This window comes from Burkholderia sp. FERM BP-3421, from assembly GCF_028657905.1.
Lineage (GTDB): Bacteria > Pseudomonadota > Gammaproteobacteria > Burkholderiales > Burkholderiaceae > Burkholderia.
In genome coordinates, this window is the sequence record NZ_CP117782.1 from 3,236,579 (window position 1) to 3,250,883 (window position 14,305).

Below are 14,305 nucleotides of genomic sequence, written 5' to 3' on the forward strand. Positions count from 1 at the left end.
TTGTTCGTCCAAGCGCGACTCTACGCTTATTTGTTGCTTGCCAGCGCGCCCGCGCTGTTGGTGCCGCCGAACAGCGCCGTCAGGTAGTTCTGGTTCGAGTTCATCGAAGCCATCAGCGTGTTGAGCGCGGTGAATTGCGCGCTGTACTGGTCGGTGAGCTGGGTCGTGTAGTTGGTCAGGTTCTGCTGCTGGGTCGCGAGGCTCTGCAGGTCCGAGTTCAGCGCGCTGGTGCGCGTGGCGAGCATGCCGCCCGTTTGCGTGAAGCCCGTGATTGCCGTGTTGATCTGTGCGCCGATGCCGTTGGTGCCGTTGAACAGCGTCGAAGCGGCCGCCGGGTTGCTTTGCAGCGCGGCCGTGAGCTGCGCCTTGTTGAGCACGAGCGAGCCGTCCGGCAGGCTCGAGGACGCACCGTCGGCGATCGTGATGCCGAGCGCGCCGAGCGTCGCGGTGGAGCCGCCGCCGGGCACGCCGCTCGCGAGGATCGTCATCAGCGAGTTGTTGATCGTATTCAGCGTCGAGTCGCCGAGCAGCGGGCCCGCCGACGCCGAGCTGGTGCCGCCGCCGCTCAGCGAGGTCAGCTGCGTGACCGTCGACACGACTGCGTTGTACAGCGACACGAAATTGGAGATGTCGTTGACCTGGGTCGTGACGTCCTGCGACACGGTCAGGGTTTGCGGCGTCGTGCTGACGGCCGCCTGCGTGAGCGTCAGCGAGACGCCCGCGATCGCGTTCGACACGGTATTGGACGCACTGCTCGCGGCGACGCCGCCGATCGAGAATTCCGCGTCCTGCGCGGCGGTCGATTGCGACCACGCGATGCTGCCGCCCGAGGCGATGGTCGACTGGCCGCCCGTGGTGCTCGGCGTCGACGTGACGGCGAGGCTCGACAGGCCGTTGTCGCCGGACAGGTTGCTGACGCCGACGTTGATCGTGTCGGCCGCGCCCGTATTGGTCGAACGCAGCACGAGGTGGGCGCCGTCGCTGCCCGTCACGACGGTCGCGGTGACGCCCGGATTGTTCGAGGCCGAATTGATCGTGGCGGCGACGCCGGCCAGCGTGTCGTTCGTCGAGTTGATCGAGATCGAGGTCGACTGGCTGCCGATCGACAGGGTCAGCGTGCCGGCGCCGAGCTGCTGCGTCGCGCCGAACGCGCCGGAAGTCAGCGTCTGCGAGGTCGCGATCTGATTGACGGTGATCTGGTAGCTGCCGGCGACCGCGCCCGCGCCGGTCGTGGCGGTCAGGCCGGTGCCGCTGGTGGTGGCGGTCAGGACCTGGTTGAAGGTGCCGTCGGCGAGCGCGCCGAGGCCGCTTTGCAGCGCGCCGAGCGCCGATTGCAGCGTGCCGAGCGCGGTGAGCTGGGTCTGGTCGGACGCGGTGGCGGTCGACAGCTGGGCGGTCTGGCCGGCCGTCTTGCCGTTGACGAGGGCGGTAACGAGCGAATTGACGTCGAGCGACGAGTTGCCGGTCGCACCGCTGATGATGGACTGCGCGGCTTCCTGCAGCGCCTGCTGGGCGGCCTGCTGGGTGGCGCTGGTCGAGCTGGTGATCGGCGTGTTGGTCGTCGACGAAATGGGTGTGGACATCGCTGTACTCCGTGCGTCGCCGGAAGCGGCTGGCGCGAATCTGGAACTTCAGTCGCGATAAGCGAAAAAGAGTGCGGCGGCCACGAGGAGTTGCACCGCCGCACAAGACGGGCCGCTCTACTGCGCGGCCCATCGTACGGTTGCCCGTTACAGCATTACTGCAGAAGCTTCAGAACCTGCTGCGGGTTGGAGTTCGCTTGCGCGAGCACCGAGATGCCGGCCTGTTGCAGCACTTGCGCGCGCGACAGGTTCGCGGTTTCCTGCGCGAAGTCCGCGCTCTGGATCTGCGATTGTGCCGACGACAGGTTCGTCGAGTTCGCTTGCTGCGTCGTCGCGATCGCGGTGAAGCGGTTTTGCGCCGCGCCGAGTGTCGCCTGCAGGTTGTTCACCGTCTGCAGCGCGTTGTCGATCGATACCATCGCCTGGTTCGCGCCGGTGACGGTCGAGATGTTCAGGTTCGAGACCGTCGGCGGCTGGTTGACCGCGTTGATCTGTGCCTGCATCGTCGTTGCCGCGCTGGCCTGCGCAGTCGACATGCCACCCGTGGCTTGCGTCGCCAGCGCCAGGGTCGTGACTGCCGTGCCCGTGCCCGCTGCCGTGCCGCCCGAGAAGATGTTGCCGACTGCCGTCGCGGACAGTGCGGTGCCGTTCTGGTCGCTGAACGTGTAGCCGCCCTTGCCGTCAGCCTTGACGGTGACCGACGTGATCGCCACGCTGGACGCCGTCGACGTGTAGGTGCCGGTCGAGTCGAGGTTCAGGTTGGTGAACGTGCCGACCGTCTGGCCTTGCTGCACCAGGCCGCCGCCGACTTGCGCCGCCGACATGCTTTGGCTCAGGTCGAGGCTGACCGTCTGGCCGACGTTCGCGCCGACCTGGAACGACAGAATGCCTGCCGAGCCGTCGAGGATGTTCTTGCCGTTGTAGGTCGTTTGCGACGCGATCCGGTTCACTTCCGCGATCTGCTGCGAGACTTCCTGTTGCAGCGCGTTCTGGTCCGAGGTCGACAGCGTGCCGGTCGACGCTTGCACGGCCAGCGTACGGATACGCTGCAGGCTGTTGGTCAGCGACGACAGTGCGCTCGACGCGGTCTGGATCAGCGAGACGCCGTCGTTTGCGTTCGACACGCCTTGGTTCAGGCCGTTGATCTGGGTTTGCATCCGGGTCGAGATCGCGAGGCCCGCTGCATCATCCGCCGCGCTGTTGATGCGCTTGCCCGACGACAGACGGGTGATCGCCTGCGACAGGGCGCTTTGCGAACCGTTCAGGTTTTGCTGAGCGACCAGCGAGTTGATATTGCTATTGATTCCGAGCATGGAAAATCTCCTAAGTGAGCCGAAAGCCCATAAAAGCCACTATTGGCATCGGCGGAAGCACTCGTTCTTTGCTGGCCGCCTCAGAGCAGGATTTCGGCCTTCGGAAACAAAACTTGAGGGGCGGGCGAATAGATTCGGCCCGATTTTTATGTCGGGCGCGGCGCGAAATGCCCGCCTGGCCGCGCCGGTGGCGGGCGAAACGGGCTCGGGCGGGCCGGCGGCAGGCGCCGCGCGGCGCGGGAAAGCTCGGGGGCGCGGGTGGCCGGCGGCGCTCGCCGGCCGGCCTGAACGACCTGGCCGGTGCGGCGCCAGGACCGCTGGCGCGCTTGCCGCGACGGGCGCGCCCGGAAGGGGCCGCCCGTCGGACGACCGCTTCTTATTGCAGGAGCTTCAGCACCTGTTGCGGGTTGGAATTTGCTTGGGCGAGCACGGAGATGCCCGCTTGCTGGAGTACCTGCGCGCGCGACAGGTTCGCGGTTTCCTGCGCGAAGTCCGCGCTCTGGATCTGCGATTGAGCCGACGACAGGTTCGTCGAGTTCGCCTGCTGGGTCGTGGCGATCGCGGTGAAGCGGTTCTGCGCCGCGCCGAGCGTGGCCTGCAGGTTGTTCACCGTTTGCAGCGCGTTGTCGATCGACACCATCGCCTGGTTCGCGCCCGCGACGGTCGAGATCTCGAGGTTCGAGACCGTCGGCGGCTGGTTGACCGCGTTGATCTGTGCCTGCATCGCGGCGGTCGCGGCGACCGCCGCGGGCGACATGCCGCTCGTGACCGACGCCTTCAGCGCCAGGTCCGTGACGGCCGTGCCCGAGCCGGCCGCCGTGCCCGACGAGAAGATGTTGCCGACCGTGGCCGAGGTTAGCGCCGAGCCGTTCTGGTCGGTGAACGTGTAACCGCCCCGGCCGTCGGCGATGACGCTGACCGCCGTGATCGCCGGCGCGCCCGCCGTCGAGGAGCCGCTGGCGTCGAGACTCAGGTTCGTGAAGGTGCCGACCGTCTGGCCCTGCTGCACCAGGCCGCCGCCGATCTGCGCGGCCGACATGCTCTGGCTCAGGTCGAGGCTGACCGTCTGGCCGACGTTCGCGCCGACCTGGAACGACAGGATGCCGGCCGAGCCGTCGAGGATGTTCTTGCCGTTGTAGGTCGTCTGCGACGCGATCCGGTTCACTTCGGAGATCTGCTGCGAGACTTCCTTTTGCAGCGCGTTCTGGTCGGAGGTGGACAGCGTGCCGGTCGACGCCTGCACGGCCAGCGTGCGGATCCGCTGCAGGCTGTTGGTCAGCGACGACAGCGCGCTCGACGAGGTCTGGATCAGCGACACGCCGTCGTTCGCATTCGACACGCCCTGGTTCAGGCCGTTGATCTGAGTCTGCATGCGGGTCGAGATCGCGAGCCCCGCGGCATCGTCGGCCGCGCTGTTGATGCGCTTGCCCGAGGACAGGCGCGTGATGGCCTGCGACAGCGCGCTTTGCGAGCCATTCAGGTTTTGCTGGGCGACCAGCGAGTTGATGTTGCTGTTGATTCCGAGCATGGAACACTCCTGGGAGAGTCGGACGAAAAGGAAGCCGGAGTCGGCATCGGCGGCCGCCTGCGTCCCTTGCCGGCGGCCTCAATGCAGGTTGTCGTCTCTCATAAAAGCGGCTGAATACAAATGAAAGGTTTGGAAAGGATTTGAGTGAGGCGTGACGTCAATTGGATTGATCCCTTATTTATATGTGCCCGGATTCGAGGATTTATCTCAAAATAGGGCAGCAAATGCGCGGGAACGCAGGGGAAGGCGCTCGGGGAGCCCGCCACGGGAAAGCGGTAAACCGGTAGCCGGCCCAATGTTTACCTGTTATGATGGCGGGCTGAATTGAGATTTTCTGTCAAGCCTTTGCCGCTCGCGGCATGTCTGCTGGCAGTCAAACGCGGCGCCTGGTGTGGGTTGCCAAGCGTGTCGCGGTGCATTCCGCCTCTCATTTCCGGCCTCCGAGGCCGTTAGCCGCTCGTTTCGCCTGTTGTGGGAACGCCCGGAAGGCCGGTGCGTGGCGCTTGGCCGCTACGTTTTTGACCGTATCAAGCAATTTAGGAACGACATGACGACGATTCTTCTGAAGGAAAACGAGCCGTTCGAAGTGGCGATTCGCCGCTTTCGCCGTGCTATCGAAAAAAATGGCCTGATCGCTGAACTGCGTGAACGCCAGTCGTACGAAAAGCCGACGGCTGTGCGCAAGCGCAAGAAGGCCGCTGCGGTGAAGCGCCTGCACAAGCGCCTGCGCAGCCAGATGCTGCCGAAGAAGCTCCACTAAAAGCTTCTTTCCGGTTCGTCCGCGAGCGGCGATGCGAGTCTCGAAAGAGGCTGCATCGCCGTTTTGCTTGGAGCATCCGGCGTGACGTACGATGAAAGACCCCGCCCGGCGCTAGTCGGGCGGGGTTTTTTGTTACCGGGCGCCGGGACGTCGGCGCAAACGGCAACCGGCGATGCGGATCGCCACTGCGATTCCGGACGGCGCCGGCGCATGCGGCGCGAACGGCATCCGGGCCGCAATCGCGAAATGCCGGACCGAGCACGCTCATGGGTCCGGCCGTATCGTCGCGCGATCGACCTTCAGGCGGACCGGACCGGCTCTTTGAACGCGACCCGGCGGCGATGCCAGCGGAGAAGCCGGTCACTGCACGGCGTTCACCCTTGCGCCAGACTTGCGCAGGAGCCGTCCGCCAGCGCGCTCGCCTCCCGAACGGTTCCCTCGGTATACTTTGCGGCAGCTAACCAAGATGTCGGGTCCGACGGCAAGTATGAGAATTCACCCATGCATGATCTGCAGCCGCGAAACGGCGTACTTTTTCTCGAAAGACTACCCGACCTATCCGGGCAGCCCGTTTCCCGAGACGCTGACAGTTGATTTCTGGAAATGCGGAAACTGCGGTTTCACCGTGTCGAGAACCCATCAGGAAATGACCGATGCGCAATGGTCGCAACTGAATTCGAGTTGGCATCACACGTTTGAAAACGATCTTGCATCGAGAACCACCAACCAGCCGCCATACATCGATCAGGCGCTCGCCCTGACGCTGTTGGCGAAGAACGGCGTCGTCGAGCTTGACGATGCGATTGACTATGCGGCCGGCTACGGTACGTTCTCCCGTTGCATGAAGAAGTACTTCGATATCGGCATTCCCATCTTCGATCGCTACGTGCGCAATCAGGACAATCGCGTCAGCTATGTGGCCGAGCAGGATCTGTCCCGCTACACGCTGGTGATCAACAGCGCGATGTTCGAGCATGTGCTGGACCGAGATGCGCTTGATGAGGTCAATCGACTCGTGCGTGACGATGGCGTACTGATGCTGCATACCGTGATCGCCGAGCGGGTGCCGAAGGATCCGGACTGGTTCTACATCGACACCATGGTCCACACGGCCTTCCATACCAACAAGAGCATGTCCTTGCTGATGGACCAGTGGGGATACGCCGCGTCGGTCTATTCGCCGCAGGCCAAAAGCTGGTATCTGTTCAAACGCGGCTGCCCGGGGCTGGCCGAGCTTGAGGCGCGCATCATCGGGATCAACCGCGAATTGCAGACCCCCTATTTTCATTACAAGCAGGGATTCGTGGATTACTGGAAAGGATTTTGATCGACCGCTTGCCCGGGGATATCAATGCCGGCTCGATCCGCCGCGGTCGGGACTGACGCTCGGATGAGCACGGCAGACGAGACCGGGCGCGCTTCGACAATGCCGGCATGGTCAGCATGACCATCGAGAGATGGGCCTATTGACGGCACAGGCGAGATATTGCCGCAACGCTTTCGGTATGCGCCGACCCCGGAAGGTGGCAGCTGATTCTCGTGCGATACCGCACGCCCGCCGGAGCAGCGTCAGGCGAGCGGATCGCTTTGATCCCGCCGCTCAGAAATCGAACTTCGCGTTGACGCTGACGGTGCGCGGATCCCCCGGCATCACGTAGTTCTCGTACTGATACTGCCAGTAGCGGCGATTGGCGAGGTTGTGGAGCGAGGCGCGCAGCGTGACGCCGTGACCGCCGACTCGCGTGGTGTAGGTCGCGCCGAGGCCGAGCAGCAGATAGCCGGGCGCGTTCAGGCCGCCCGCCGCGCGCAGCGGCGTATTGCCGGTGAACTTCGCCTGCGCGCCGAGCGTCAGGCCCGGCAGCGTCGGCACCGCATACGCGAGCTTGCCCGCCGCGACGAAGGTCGGCGCGCCGGCCACCCGGTTGCCGTTGTTGGCCGCGCCCTTCGCATACCAGCTGTCGAGCGCCATCAGGCTGCCAGCCACTTCCCACTGCGAGCCGAGCTTCGCGCTCGCGGCCAGTTCCACGCCCTGATAGATCGACTGGCCGTCCTGCACGTAGACGTTCGCGCTGTTCGCATACGCCGCGCCGCGCTCGATCCGGAACAGCGCGGCCGTGGCGCTCCAGCGCGCGTGCTCGCTCTTCACGCCGACCTCGTATTGCTTGCTGCGCAGCGCCTTGAGCAGTTCGCCGTGGTTCGCATAGGTGTCGCCGACGCGCTGGCCGGGTTCGAGCGATTCGACGTAGCTCGCGTACAGCGTCGTCGACGGCGCGAGCTTGTACAGCAGCGCGAAGGTCGGCGTGATCACGCCGTTGTCGGCATAGGTGGACAGCGTCGCGCCGGCGGGACTGTACGAATTCTGTTCGTAGCTGATGTAGCGCAGGCCGGCGATCACCGACCAGCGCTCGGTCAGCTTCACGGTATCGCTCGCGAACAGCGATTTCTGCGTGATGTCGTTGTCGCGGTACTGCGTGAAGCCGCCCGGGTTGTACAGCGTATTCGGATTGGGCGCGTACAGGTTGCCCGTGCCGATGCTGTGGTACAGGTCGTTGCTCGAATAGTCGCTGGTCTCCTTCTGCCACGCCGCGCCGAACACCAGCTGGTGGCTGAACGGGCCGGTGCGCACCTTGCCTTCGAGCATCGCCTGCCACAGGCTGAAGCGATGCCCCTGGTTGCCGGCGTAGCGCGTGTCGTTGTAGTTGCCGGCGCCGTCGAGCAGGTTCAGCGTGCTTTCGTTGCGCTGGCGCGTCACCTTGCTGTAGCTGTAGGTCGCGCTCGCGACCCAGTCCGGCGTGAGCTGGTACTGCACGCCGAACGTGTACTGCTGCAGGTTGGTGGCGAGATACTGGTCCGCGCCGGCGAGGTTCGAGGTGCCGCCGCTGATCGCGCTCGGCAGGCTCGCGCCGGTGTAGCTGCTGGTATAGATCGACGGCGTCTGGCCCGAGGTGCGCCGGTTCTGGTACAGCGCGCCGAAATTGACGGACAGGTCGCGCGTCAGGTTCGCGTCGAGCGCGAGCGAGGCGGTGTCGCGCCGGACGTTGCCGCCGTTGTAGATCTTGCCTTCCTCGTGGGTCGCGTTCAGGCGCGCGCCGAACATCTGGTCCGGCCCGAAGCGGCGGCCGAGATCGACGTGCTCGCTCCACACCCCGGTGCTCCGGTAGCCGACGTCGACGCTCGCCACCGGCTGCGCGGTGGGCTTCTTCGTCACGTAGTTGATCACGCCGCCCGGTGACGCGAAGCCGTACATGAAGCCGCCCAGGCCCTTGAGCAGCTCGACGCGCTCGAGCTGCTCGTAGGGCATGGTGATTCCGTACGAGACGAACGGCAGCCCGTCGATCTTGTAGCCGTTCTGCCAGTCGAGCTGCAGGCCGCGCACCGACAGGTAGCTGGCCCAGACGCTGTAGCCGTTGCCGTTGTCGGTCACCGACGCGTCGCCCCCGAACACCTCGGCGAGCTTGAATGGCTGGCGCTCCGCCAATTCCTTCGCATCGACGATCGTGGTCGAGAACGGCGTATCCAGTTGCGAGCGGGTGCCGAGCGCCCCGCCGCTCACGTCCTCGCGCAGATGCTGCGGGGCGTCGGGCGCGGCCGTGACGCGCACGGCGGGCAGCGTGTTTTCCTGCGGCGGCGTGCTGTCCGGCGACGGGGCCGCGTGAGCGAGGGCGCTGCTGCAGAAGGCGAGCCACGCGGCAAGGCGCAGCGGTCGAAGGGCGGGATGGGTCATGAAGATGGAATAGTGTTGCGAATCATTCGCATTTATATGAATGAATGGCGCGCATGCTATCAAAGATCGGCCGGAGTCCGAAATCATTTGGCTGCAAACTCAGATGTGTCTGGAACGCGCAACCGGCGGTGAGCCGGCGACTTGTCGCCCAGGCAAGAGATTTGATAGAATGAGAACGATTCTTATTCTATTTTCGTGCAGTGAGTCCCGCAGCCCACTTCTTCGGCGTCCGCCCGGCCGCTTCCGTCCCGTTTCGTCTGTCGCGCGCATGAGGCCGCTGTTCGTCCTCCTGCACCGCTGGCTCGGTGTCGGGGTCGCGCTGTTCCTGTTCCTGGCCGGCTTGACGGGCGCGATCATCGCCTGGGACCACGAGCTCGATGCGCTGATCAATCCCGAGTATTTCCACGCGCACAGCGGCCAGCCGCCGTTGTCGGCGCTCGAGCTGGCCAACCGGATCGAGCGCGCCGATCCGCGCATCCAGGTGACCTACCTGCCGCTTGCGATCGAGCCCGGCCATACCTTGCAGGTGGGATTGATGCCGCGCACGGATCCCGCGACCGGCGCGCCCTACGTACTCGACTTCAACCAGCTGGCCGTCGACCCGGGGACGGGCGCGGTGCAGGCGCGCCGCGAATGGGGGGCGATCTCGCTCGCGCCGCTCGAACTGATCCCGTTCATCTACCGCCTGCACTACGCGCTGCACCTGCCCGCCGTGGGCGGCATCGATCTGGGGATGTGGGTGATGGGCGTCGTCAGCGTGGTCTGGCTCGCCGACAGCGTGATCGCGCTGGTGCTCGCGTTCCCGAGCCGGAAGCAGTGGCGCAAGTCGTTCGCGTTCCGCTTCGCGCGCGGCGGCTACCCGGTGGTGTTCGACCTGCACCGCTCGGGCGGCGTGTGGGTGTGGGCGCTGCTGATCGTGGTCGCGTTCACCTCGGTGTCGATGAATCTCGGCAACCAGGTCGTGCGCCCGCTCGTCGAGCGGCTGTCGCCGCTCACGGCCACGCCGTTCACCGATCCGCAGCGCTTCGCGCCCGCGCAGCCCGCGCCCGCGCCGATCAGCCGCGAGCGGATGGCGGCGATCGCCGCCGACGCGGCGCGCGCGGAGGGCATCGAGGCGCCGCCGGGCGGCATGTTCTATTCCACCGCGCTCAATGTTTACGCGGTCGGCTTCTTCCGGCCGGGCAATGACCACGGCGATGTCGGCCTGGGTAATCCGTGGCTGTTCTGGGACGCCTCGACGGGCAAGCGCGTGGCGGGGCTCGTGCCCGGCCGCGGGTCGGCGGGCGACGTGTTCATGCAGGCGCAGTTCCCGCTGCATTCCGGCCGGATCGCCGGCCTGCCGGGCCGCGTGCTCGTCAGCGCGCTCGGCGTCGTGATCGCGATGCTCAGCGTGACGGGCCTGTGGATCTGGCTGAAGAAGCTCCGCGCCCGGCGCCGTCCGGCCGCCGCGTCGAATCCGGCCAAGGCCGCGCGCGCCGCGTCCTGAGCCGGCTGGCCAGGCGCGGTCGGCTAAGGCGCGGTTGGCCAGGTGCGGCCGGCTAGGTGCGGCCAGCTAGGCGCGCGCGCCGCGCTTGGCGGACGCCTTGCCGAGCGCCGCACAGCGCGCGTGGCACGGGCAGGTTCGCTCGTGATCGTTGACGAGGCCGGTGGCCTGCATCAGCGCATAGCAGATGGTCGAGCCGACGAACTTGCAGCCGTAGCGCTTGAGCGCCTTGCTGAGCGCGTCGGAGGCGTCGGTCGAGGCCGGCGCGTCGCGATAGGAATCCCAGCTGTTCTGGCGCGGCGCGCCGTCGACGAAGGACCACAGGAAGGCCGCGAACGAACCGTGCTCGGCCTGGATCTGCTGGACCGCCCGCGCGTTGACGATCGCCGATTCGATCTTCGCGCGGTTGCGCACGATGCCGGCGTCGAGCATCAGCTTGTCGACGCGCGCCGGCGTGAAGCGCGCCACCTTGTCGACCTCGAAATTGGCGAAGGCCGCGCGGTAGCCTTCCCGCTTGTTGAGGATGGTCGACCACGACAGGCCTGCCTGCGCGCCTTCCAGGATCAGCATCTCGAACAGGTGGCGGTCGTCGCGCGACGGCACGCCCCACTCGGTGTCGTGATAGTGGGCGTCGGCGTCCGTGCGGACCCAGTTGCAACGTTCTCCCATCGCATCCTCTCGTGTCGTTCCGGCTTGAGCTGCGTCAGGATAGCGGAATGCCGCGCACGTGCAAGCCCGGCCATTCGGCCGATGCGCGGCGGCCGCGGTTGCGGTTAAGCTTGCGCGTCGATGAACAGGCGGAACCCAAGCAATGAGCCATGACCTTTATCTGATCGGCATCGACGGCGGCGGCACCGGCACCCGCGCGGTGCTGGCCGACGCCGCCGGGCGCGAGCTGGGCCGGGGCGCGGGCGGGCCGTCGGGGCTCGCGCTCGGCGTCGAGAACGCGTGGCGTTCGATCGAGGCCGCATGCCGCGCGGCGGCCGCGCAGGCCGGCGTCGGCTTCGACTGGCACGCCTGCGTGCTCGGCTGCGGGCTCGCGGGCGTGAACAATCCCGCGTGGCTGGCCGCGTTCCGCGCGCGCGCGCCGCTTGCTGCGCTGGCGGTGGAGAGCGACGCCTACACGACCGTGCTGGGCGCGCACGGCGGCGGCCCGGGCGTGATCGTCGCGCTGGGCACGGGCAGCATCGCGGCCGCGCTCGACGCGGCCGGCGCCTGCCGCCTCGCGGGCGGCTACGGCTTCCCATCGGGCGACGAGGCGAGCGGCGCGTGGCTCGGGCTGCGCGCGCTCGCCTACGCGCAGCAGGCGCTAGACGGCCGGGCGCCGCTCGATGCGTTCGCGCGTGCGCTGCTCGACGAAACCGGCGCGGCCGAGCGCGACAGTCTCGTGGTCTGGTCGTGCGACGCGAACCAGACCGCCTACGCGCGGCTCGCGCCGATCGTGCTCGCGCATCGCGCGCACCCGTATGCGGCCATGCTCGTCGCGCAGGCGGGCGACGAGATCGGCAAGCTGATCGACGCCCTCGATCCGGCCGCCGCGTGGCCCGTCGCGCTCTGCGGCGGGCTCGCGGCGCCGCTCGCCGACGCCGTGCCCGAACGCCACCGGCCCCGCTTGCGCGCGCCGCTCGCCGACTCCGCGCAGGGTGCGCTGCAGCTCGCGCGCCGCGAGGCGGCGGGCCGCGCGGCGGCGCCCTGAGCCGCGCCCGCCGCGACAAACGGCGGCAGGGCGCGCGCCGCGGCGCTAGAATGGCCGTTTGCGCTTCCGCCTCCCCCGCTCAATTCCGACCTGCCGCCATGTATAAAGTCATCGCCACCGATCTCGACGGAACCCTGCTGAACAGCGACCACCAGCTCGATCCCTATACGATCGAGACGGTGCGGCGGCTGGCCGACGACGGCGTGGACTTCGTGATCGCGACCGGGCGCCATCATGCGGACGTGAACGGCATTCGCGACGTGCTCGGGATCCGGCCGTACCTGATCACGTCGAACGGCGCGCGGGTGCATGCGCCCGACGGCAGCCTGATTTACGCACAGGACCTCCCCGCGCCGACCGTGCGGCAGCTGGTTCGGCCCGAGTCGGCGGGCGCCCACGGCCGGGTGATCGTCAACCTGTTCACGAACGACGCCTGGCTGATCGACCGCGACGCGCCGCATCTGCTCGACTTCCACCAGGACTCCGGTTTCAACTACAGCGTTGTCGACCTGCTGGCCCATGATGGCGCCGATGTCGCGAAGGTGCTGTATATCGGCGAGCCCGAGGATCTGGCCGAGGTGTCCGACAACCTCGCCGCGAATTTCGGCGATGCGCTGTACGTTACCTATTCGCTGCCCGATTGCCTCGAAGTCATGACGGCGAATGTGTCGAAAGGGCGCGCGCTGCGCGTCGTGCTGGGCCGGCTGGGCGTCGATCCCGCGCACTGCGTGGCGTTCGGCGACAACATGAACGATATCGACCTGCTGGAAACCGCCGGTCATCCGTTCATGATGAACAATGCGAATCCGGATCTCGTCTCGCGCCTGCCGCGCGTGCCGCGGATCGGCAACAACTCCGACGCGGGCGTCGCCCGCCAGCTGCGCGCGCTGTTCGCGCTCGAGGACGGCGTGGCGGGCTAGGTTGCCGCGACCGATCGGGCGTGCCGCGACGCGGCATCGCCCGAGCACGCTGCACCCGAGCACGCTGCACCCGAGCACGCTGCACCCGAGCACGCTGCACCCGAGCACGCTGCACCCGAGCACGCTGCACCCGAGCACGCTGCACCCGAGCACGCTGCACCCGAGCACGCTGCACCCGACGCGACGCCAGGGTTGCAGCCAGTACGTCCGCTGCGCGGCATGGGGTTGCTCGCCCCGGCTTCGCCGCCTGCCCGCTTCCCTTCGCGGCCCTCGCGCCGGCCGGTCGACGTCCCGGCCGCCCCGCTCCTTCATACTGCGCGGCACCATGAAAAACGGGCGCCGTCGCGCCCGTTGAAACCTGCCTGCCTCCTGGATTTTCACCCGGCGGGAGGCTCGCCGTTTCCTCGCCGCGCCGTCGCGCGGCGCGCCGCATGCGTCATTGCGCGTCGCGGCCCGCGATCAGCGGATAGACCACGCCGGCGATCGCCGCGCCGATGATCGGTGCAACCCAGAACAACCACAGCTGGCCGAGCGCCTCGGCGCCGACGAACAGCGCCGGGCCGGTCGAGCGCGCCGGGTTCACCGACGTGTTCGTCACGGGGATCGAGATCAGGTGGATCAGCGTCAGGCACAGCCCGATCGCGATCGGCGCGAAGCCGGCCGGTGCGCGCTTGTCGGTTGCGCCGAGGATCACGAACAGGAAGAAGCCCGTCAGCACCACTTCGCAGATGAACGCCGCCGCGAGCGAGTAATGGCCGGGCGAACGCGCGTCATAGCCATTCGTCGCGAAGCCGCTGCCGACCACGTCGAAACCGGGCTTGCCGGTCGCGATCAGGTAAAGCACGAACGCGCCCAGCGTCGCGCCGATCACCTGCGCGACGATGTACGGCACGAGGTCGCGCGCCGGGAAGCGGCCCGCGACGGTGAGCCCGACGCTGACCGCCGGGTTCAGGTGGCACCCGGAGATATGGCCGATCGCGAATGCCATCGTCAACACCGTCAGGCCGAACGCGAGCGCCACGCCGACGAAACCGATCCCGAGACCGGGGAAGGCGGCAGCCAGTACGGCGCTGCCGCAGCCACCCAGTACGAGCCAGAAAGTACCGAACAATTCTGCGGTGAGACGTTGGGATAATTTCATTGGATTGGATTCCTGATAAAGGACAGACAACACATGGAGCGCGCACCGACCTCGGTCCGCGCCCCCGGAATTGGTCTGGATTATAGGAAATTACACGGATTCCGAAGGGTCAACGATTGTTAAATTAGGAGTGTTTGATGGTTATTTTTATTAGAAT

The 14,305-nt window shown here is 66.9% G+C and carries 11 protein-coding genes; 5 read left to right on the forward strand and 6 right to left on the reverse strand.

What is annotated here, in order from left to right; translation table 11 throughout:
- Positions 1-26: 26 nt before the first annotated feature.
- From fliD to Bsp3421_RS30705, 3 genes are all read right to left on the reverse strand, one after another.
- Positions 27-1,583 (reverse strand): flagellar filament capping protein FliD, encoded by a 1,557-nt coding sequence (fliD, locus tag Bsp3421_RS30695; protein WP_274000312.1) that lies wholly within the window; start codon positions 1,581-1,583, stop codon positions 27-29.
- Positions 1,584-1,738: 155 nt separating this feature from the next.
- A complete protein-coding gene (locus tag Bsp3421_RS30700; protein WP_274000314.1) occupies positions 1,739-2,896 on the reverse strand; it encodes a flagellin in 1,158 nt (385 codons plus the stop codon).
- A 376-nt stretch (positions 2,897-3,272) separates the two neighbouring features.
- Positions 3,273-4,424, reverse strand: coding sequence for a flagellin (locus tag Bsp3421_RS30705; RefSeq protein WP_274000316.1), 1,152 nt, complete (start codon positions 4,422-4,424; stop codon positions 3,273-3,275).
- A 547-nt stretch (positions 4,425-4,971) separates the two neighbouring features.
- On the opposite strand from Bsp3421_RS30705, the gene rpsU reads away from it, so the two are divergent.
- Together rpsU and Bsp3421_RS30715 are read left to right on the forward strand one after the other, a co-directional pair.
- Entirely contained in the window at positions 4,972-5,184 is a 213-nt protein-coding gene (gene rpsU / locus Bsp3421_RS30710) for a 30S ribosomal protein S21 (protein WP_006401410.1), read from the forward strand.
- Between the two features lie 646 nt (positions 5,185-5,830).
- Positions 5,831-6,511 carry a class I SAM-dependent methyltransferase gene (locus Bsp3421_RS30715; protein WP_274004414.1) on the forward strand — a complete coding sequence of 227 codons (681 nt, stop codon included), beginning with the start codon at positions 5,831-5,833 and terminating at the stop codon, positions 6,509-6,511.
- Positions 6,512-6,784: 273 nt separating this feature from the next.
- On the opposite strand, the gene Bsp3421_RS30720 is transcribed toward Bsp3421_RS30715, so the two are convergent.
- Positions 6,785-8,908, reverse strand: a complete 2,124-nt coding sequence (locus Bsp3421_RS30720; RefSeq protein ID WP_274000550.1) for a TonB-dependent siderophore receptor — start codon at positions 8,906-8,908, stop codon at positions 6,785-6,787.
- 268 nt (positions 8,909-9,176) lie between these two features.
- Here Bsp3421_RS30720 and Bsp3421_RS30725 point away from each other — a divergent pair, with 268 nt between their 5' ends.
- The gene (locus tag Bsp3421_RS30725; RefSeq protein WP_274000551.1) at positions 9,177-10,394 is read left to right on the forward strand and encodes a PepSY-associated TM helix domain-containing protein; all 1,218 of its coding nucleotides are present in this window, start codon (positions 9,177-9,179) and stop codon (positions 10,392-10,394) included.
- Positions 10,395-10,460: 66 nt separating this feature from the next.
- On the opposite strand, the gene Bsp3421_RS30730 is transcribed toward Bsp3421_RS30725, so the two are convergent.
- On the reverse strand, positions 10,461-11,060 hold the full coding sequence (locus Bsp3421_RS30730) for a DNA-3-methyladenine glycosylase I (RefSeq protein ID WP_274000552.1): 600 nt from the start codon (positions 11,058-11,060) through the stop codon (positions 10,461-10,463).
- A gap of 142 nt (positions 11,061-11,202) precedes the next feature.
- Here Bsp3421_RS30730 and Bsp3421_RS30735 point away from each other — a divergent pair, with 142 nt between their 5' ends.
- Both Bsp3421_RS30735 and Bsp3421_RS30740 read left to right on the forward strand, forming a co-directional pair.
- Entirely contained in the window at positions 11,203-12,087 is an 885-nt protein-coding gene (locus tag Bsp3421_RS30735; protein WP_274000553.1) for a BadF/BadG/BcrA/BcrD ATPase family protein, read from the forward strand.
- Positions 12,088-12,185: 98 nt separating this feature from the next.
- Positions 12,186-13,007, forward strand: a complete 822-nt coding sequence (locus Bsp3421_RS30740) for a Cof-type HAD-IIB family hydrolase (protein ID WP_274000554.1) — start codon at positions 12,186-12,188, stop codon at positions 13,005-13,007.
- 436 nt (positions 13,008-13,443) lie between these two features.
- Here the strand turns inward: Bsp3421_RS30740 and aqpZ are convergent, their stop codons facing one another.
- Complete coding sequence (gene aqpZ, locus Bsp3421_RS30745; protein WP_274000555.1) at positions 13,444-14,148, reverse strand: aquaporin Z; 705 nt, start codon at positions 14,146-14,148, stop codon at positions 13,444-13,446.
- Between the last annotated feature and the right edge of the window lie 157 nt (positions 14,149-14,305).